Here is a 4,721-nt window from a genome sequence, read left to right as displayed (position 1 = left end):
CGACCGCCGCACCTGGCGCGACCAGTAACGGCGGCTCCGACGGCGGTCGCCGTCGCGCCGTGCGTCAGGCGACCCGGCGTTGGGCGGCTGCCACCCCGCCCCCGGCCGTGGTGCTCGTAGGATTCTGGTGTGGCGCGAGCCGGATGCGCCGCGCGATGGCCTGCACCGCCAGCAGGGCGTCGCAGCGATGCGGCGCGACGCCGCTCCAGACACCGCCCGATGACGGGTCGCCGGCCGGGGCGCCGACCCGCCAGACGACCCAGTCCCAGCCGCCACCGTCCAGCCGCTCGATCGACAGCCTCACCTCACCGCCGCGCGCCTGCGGAATGCATGCCGAGACCAGGCCGCTCTCGACATGCCACTCCGCGTCCAGCTCCCGCAACGTCGTCTCGAACTCGCACATCGACCAACGGCCCCGCTGACATGGTTGCGGCGGCCGGTATCGATAACGGTCCCGCGACTAGTTTTGTATACGGTATGTCCGGCCATGGTGCAACCGATATTGCACAGATTTGCGTAGAAAATAAACCTTTGTCGCATGCCGTGGCGTTCGGGCGGCTTCCGCCGGTCATCCGGCCCGCATCTGCGCCAGCGCCCCGGCGGTGTCCGACATGCCCCAGTGCTCGACAATCAGGCCCCCGCGCAGGCGGAAGATGTCGCAGGACGTGAAACGCAGCCGCCGCCCGGTGGCGGGCTGCCCCAGATAGGCGCCGCGCTGCGTGCCCTCATACACATAGCTGGCCGCCACCCCGTCCGCGCCGGGCAGCAGATGCTCCACCGTGACCGTCAGGTCGGGCAGCGCGCGCAGCCGGTCGGCGAACAGCGCCACGACGATCGCCCTGCCGCTCATGCCCGGCAAGGGTGGCCGCGCCGCGGCGCTGCGCTGATGATTGACGTAGTCGGGCGCGAACAGGGCGGCGAAGGCGGCGAGGTCGTGGGCGCTCAGCGTGCGGGCGAACGCCTCGCCCACGGCCCGCGCGGGCGCCTCGTCGGGAGCCGCCCCCACCAGCAACGGTGCGGCCGCGACCGCGCCCAGCAGCCGCCGCCGGTCGATCGGCACAGCGATGGCGGCCGGGTGATCGCGGCCTGAAACATCGGCCATACAAGAAGACGTGTGGTCTGGTTCCACGTGATTTGCCCCACTTCGAACATGAGACTTGTGCGGCGGAACCGCCTGCCGAGGGCACCGGAACCACGCCAGTCTCACCCTGTAACTTCGGGACGCAAACGGCGCAGACGCCGCGAAACGGACCCTCACGTGTCAGTGGAGGACCTTCGAGATGTTCCGCAAGACCCAATCACGAACACCGACCCTTGCCGCCGCGACGGCGACCGCGGCGGCCTTTCTGGCCTTCGGCGCGGGTGCGGCCTTCGCCAGTTCGGTCACCGACGGCCCGGCCACGCGCAGCGACGTCGGCTCCTTCGTCTATGACCAGAACGGCACGGAGATCGGCAGCTGGCAAGGCATGCAGGGGCGCCGCGCCATTCTCTGGATCGGCGCCTTCGATACTCCCGGCAACTATCTGACGACCGTGCCCATGCGCGCGCTGTCGGTGGAGGCCGGGCGCGTTGTCCTGAACGAGGCATCGAGCCGTTTGACGACGGCCCGCTGAACTCACCCCCCGAGGCGGCCCGGCGTTCGTCGAGGCCACGTCAGGACATGAACGGCCCGCGGCTCCCCCGATCCGCGGGCCGTTTGACGTACGGCGCCCGTTACAGCGCCGGCGTGCTCGCGGGCGGGCGTCGGTGCGGTGCCACCTGCTCGAACGCATAGCCGAGGCGGAACAGATCGGGCTCGTGATAGGGCGGGACGATGATCTCCATGCCCACCGGGATGCCGTCCGGCGTGAACCCGGCGGGCACGCAGATCGAGGGCATCCAGGTCTGCGCCGCGATCAGCGTGTTGGTCGGGAAGCCGAGCACCGTCCAGCGGCCGTCGTTCAGCTCCTTGCGCGTGGGCGGCAGCACCTGCGAACACGGGAAGCACACCCCGTCGAGGCCGTTGGCGGCCACCAGCATGACCACGGCCCGCTGGAACGCCTCGCGCGCCGCGAGCTTGCGGTAATACTGCGGATCGTCCTCCGGCTGCGCCGGCCCGGTCATGATGTCGTCGATCAGATCGAGCTTCGGGTGGTACTTCCCGTCGCGCACGATGTCGTCGAGCGAGTGATACGCAAGCTGCGGCCGCGCGGCGAGGAAGGCGTTGATGTCGTGGCGCGAGTGCGTGATGTAGAGCGACGTCTCCACCACGTACTCCATCAGGTTGGGCAGGCTGATCTCCACGATCGTCGCCCCCGCCGCCTCCATCGCGCCGATCGCGCCGCGCACCACGGCGTTGACCTGCGCGCAGTCCGGATCGTCGTCGCTGCCGAACGCCTCCTTCAGCACGCCGATGCGCGCGCCCGACAGGGCGCCCGCGTCGCACGCATCGGCATAGCTGCCCTTATGGCCGGCGATCGTGTGCGCCGTCGTGTACGGGTCCTTCGGGTCGAAGCCGACGACCGCATCGAGCAGCAGCGCCGCGTCGCGCACCGTGCGCGCCATCGGCCCGGCGGTGTCCTGGAACACGACCAGCGGCGACAGGCCGTTGCGGCTGATCAGCCCCGGCGTCACCCGCACGCCGACGAGGTTGCAGAAGCTCGACGGCAGGCGGATCGACCCGCCGGTGTCCTCGCCGATGCCGACGGTCGCGAGATTGGCCGCGATCGCGGCGCCCGTCCCCGCGGACGAGCCGCCGGGATCGCGGGCGAGATCGTACGGGTTCTTCGTCTCGCCGGTGGCGGAGGCATAGCCGAACCAGGACGTCGCGAAATCCGGCAAGGTGGTCTTGCCGATGATGATCGCGCCGGCGGCCTTCAGCTTGGCCGCGACGGTCGAATCCTCGGTGGGCACATAGCCCTTCAGCGCGACCGAGCCGAAGCAGGTCGGGATGCCCGCCGTCTCGGCCTGATCCTTCACCGCGACCGGAATGCCGTGCAGCGGCCCGACGAAGCGTCCGTCGCGGGCGAACGCGGCATCCAGCGCCCGTGCCTGCGCCAGCGCCTCGGGATTGAGGGCGGCGAAGGCGTTCAGCGCCGGTCCCTGCTGGTCATAGGCCGCGATGCGGTCGAGATAGGCCCGGACCAGCGCCTCGCATGTCAGCGTGCCGCTGCGATAGGCCGCGTGGATCGCGTCGATCGTTGCTTCCGGCAGGGTGAAGCCGCTGGTGCTCATCCCTCGTTTCCTTTCGTTGACGTCATTTCGCGCGCACGAGGCGCGTCAGCCCGGTATCGAGCGCGAGGGCGGAGACGATGATCGCGCCCTTGATGATCGACTGGTAGTACGGGCTGATATCCAGCAGCACGAAGCCGTTGGAGATCGTGGCGATGATGCCGAGCCCGACGGCCGTGCGCCACATCGCGCCCACGCCGCCCGACAGCGACGTGCCGCCGACCACCACGATCGTCAGCACATCGAAGATGATGCCCGGATCGAGGTTCGCCTGCGCCGAACTCAGCTGCGACGCGGCGATGCAGCCGGCGAGGCCGACGCAGCCGCCGAGCAGGACATAGGTGCTGGCGACGACGAGACGGACGCGGATGCCCGACAGCCGGCTCGCCTCGTAATTGCCGCCGACCGCATAGATCGCCTCGCCATAGATCGTCCGCGCGAGGATGAACCCGAATACCAGCAGGAAGGCGATCAGCAGCATCCCCGAATAAGGCACGCCGTGAAACCGCCCGGCGCCGAGCGTGCCGAATGCGTCGTTGTTGACCATGAACGCCGCGTTCTGCGTCAGCACCAGCGAGATACCGTTGATGATGAAGCCGCTGCCGACCGTCGTGATGAACGGGTTGATGCGCACGACGGCGACCAGCAGCCCGTTGCACAGCCCGAAGGCGAGGCCCACGGTGATCGCGGCGGCGAAGGCGACGGCGGGCGGATGCCCCTGCCCGACATAGGCGGCGACGACGGCGGCGAGCGAATAGCCCGACGCGATCGACAGGTCGAAGCCGCCGGTCAGGATGACGAAGGTCATGCCCACGGCCATGATCCCGGCCGGCGCCCATTCCGACAGCATGTTGAAGATGTTGTGCGGCGACAGGAACGCCGGGTTGCCGATCGTGACCACGACCAGCAGGAGCACCAGCGTCAGGATGATGCCGTAGACACGTATCAGCCCCGGCAGCCGGCTGGCCGGCGCGGGCCCGGCCTCGGCGGCCGGCAGGCTCGTGGTGGCGGCGCTCATCAGGCGGCTCCCGCGAGAGGTTGGTCCGTCGGTCGGCCCTCGACCGCGAAGATCAGGTTGAGGATGCGCTCCACGCTCGTCTCCGTCCCGTCCAGCAACGCGATCTGTCGTCCGCGCGCCATCACCACGACGCGGTCGGCGTGCTCCACCACCTCCTCCAAGTCCGACGAGACGAGGATCACGCCCATGCCCTCGTCGGTCAGGCGGCGGATGGTCTGGAAAATCTCCTGCTTGGCGCCGAGGTCGATGCCGCGCGTCGGCTCGTCGAGCAGCAGCACGCGCGGCTGCCGGTTGAGCCATTTGCCGAGCACCAGCTTCTGCTGGTTGCCGCCCGACAGGTTGACCGCCTCCGTATCGAGCCGCGCCGGGTTGAACCCCAGCCGGCGGGCCAGCGCCTCCGCCGTGCGCCGTCGTGCCCGCCCGTCAAGCAGCGGGCCGCGCGACGTGGCCGGCAGGTCCGCGAGCAGCAGGTTGGCCAGCGACGGGCGCGACA

Annotated in this window: 6 protein-coding genes; 1 reads left to right on the top strand and 5 read right to left on the bottom strand. The window is 69.8% G+C overall.

Going from position 1 to position 4,721, the window contains the following annotated elements; translation table 11 throughout:
- Window positions 1–64 precede the first annotated feature (64 nt).
- Window positions 65–403, bottom strand: a complete 339-nt coding sequence (locus tag B8460_RS01245; protein ID WP_048859752.1) for a hypothetical protein — start codon at window positions 401–403, stop codon at window positions 65–67.
- A gap of 165 nt (window positions 404–568) precedes the next feature.
- Window positions 569–1,102: an ester cyclase gene (locus B8460_RS01240; RefSeq protein ID WP_048859751.1), complete on the bottom strand. Its 534-nt coding sequence runs from the start codon at window positions 1,100–1,102 to the stop codon at window positions 569–571.
- 178 nt (window positions 1,103–1,280) lie between these two features.
- Between B8460_RS01240 and B8460_RS01235 the strand changes: the two genes are divergently transcribed.
- Window positions 1,281–1,613 carry a hypothetical protein gene (locus B8460_RS01235; RefSeq protein WP_048859750.1) on the top strand — a complete coding sequence of 111 codons (333 nt, stop codon included), beginning with the start codon at window positions 1,281–1,283 and terminating at the stop codon, window positions 1,611–1,613.
- A 100-nt stretch (window positions 1,614–1,713) separates the two neighbouring features.
- Here the strand turns inward: B8460_RS01235 and B8460_RS01230 are convergent, their stop codons facing one another.
- From B8460_RS01230 to B8460_RS23550, 3 genes are all read right to left on the bottom strand, one after another.
- Entirely contained in the window at window positions 1,714–3,213 is a 1,500-nt protein-coding gene (locus B8460_RS01230; RefSeq protein ID WP_048859749.1) for an amidase, read from the bottom strand.
- Window positions 3,214–3,235: 22 nt separating this feature from the next.
- The gene (locus B8460_RS01225) at window positions 3,236–4,228 is read right to left on the bottom strand and encodes an ABC transporter permease (protein WP_048859748.1); all 993 of its coding nucleotides are present in this window, start codon (window positions 4,226–4,228) and stop codon (window positions 3,236–3,238) included.
- The coding region (locus tag B8460_RS23550; protein WP_048859747.1) for an ATP-binding cassette domain-containing protein at window positions 4,228–4,721 on the bottom strand (494 nt) is incomplete at its 5' end. The genes B8460_RS23550 and B8460_RS01225, both read right to left, overlap by 1 nt.

The sequence above is a fragment of the Acidisphaera rubrifaciens HS-AP3 genome (assembly GCF_000964365.1).
GTDB lineage: Bacteria > Pseudomonadota > Alphaproteobacteria > Acetobacterales > Acetobacteraceae > Acidisphaera > Acidisphaera rubrifaciens.
The sequence above is the reverse complement of the archived record's forward strand: the minus strand, read 5'-3'. Positions and strand labels throughout refer to the sequence as shown.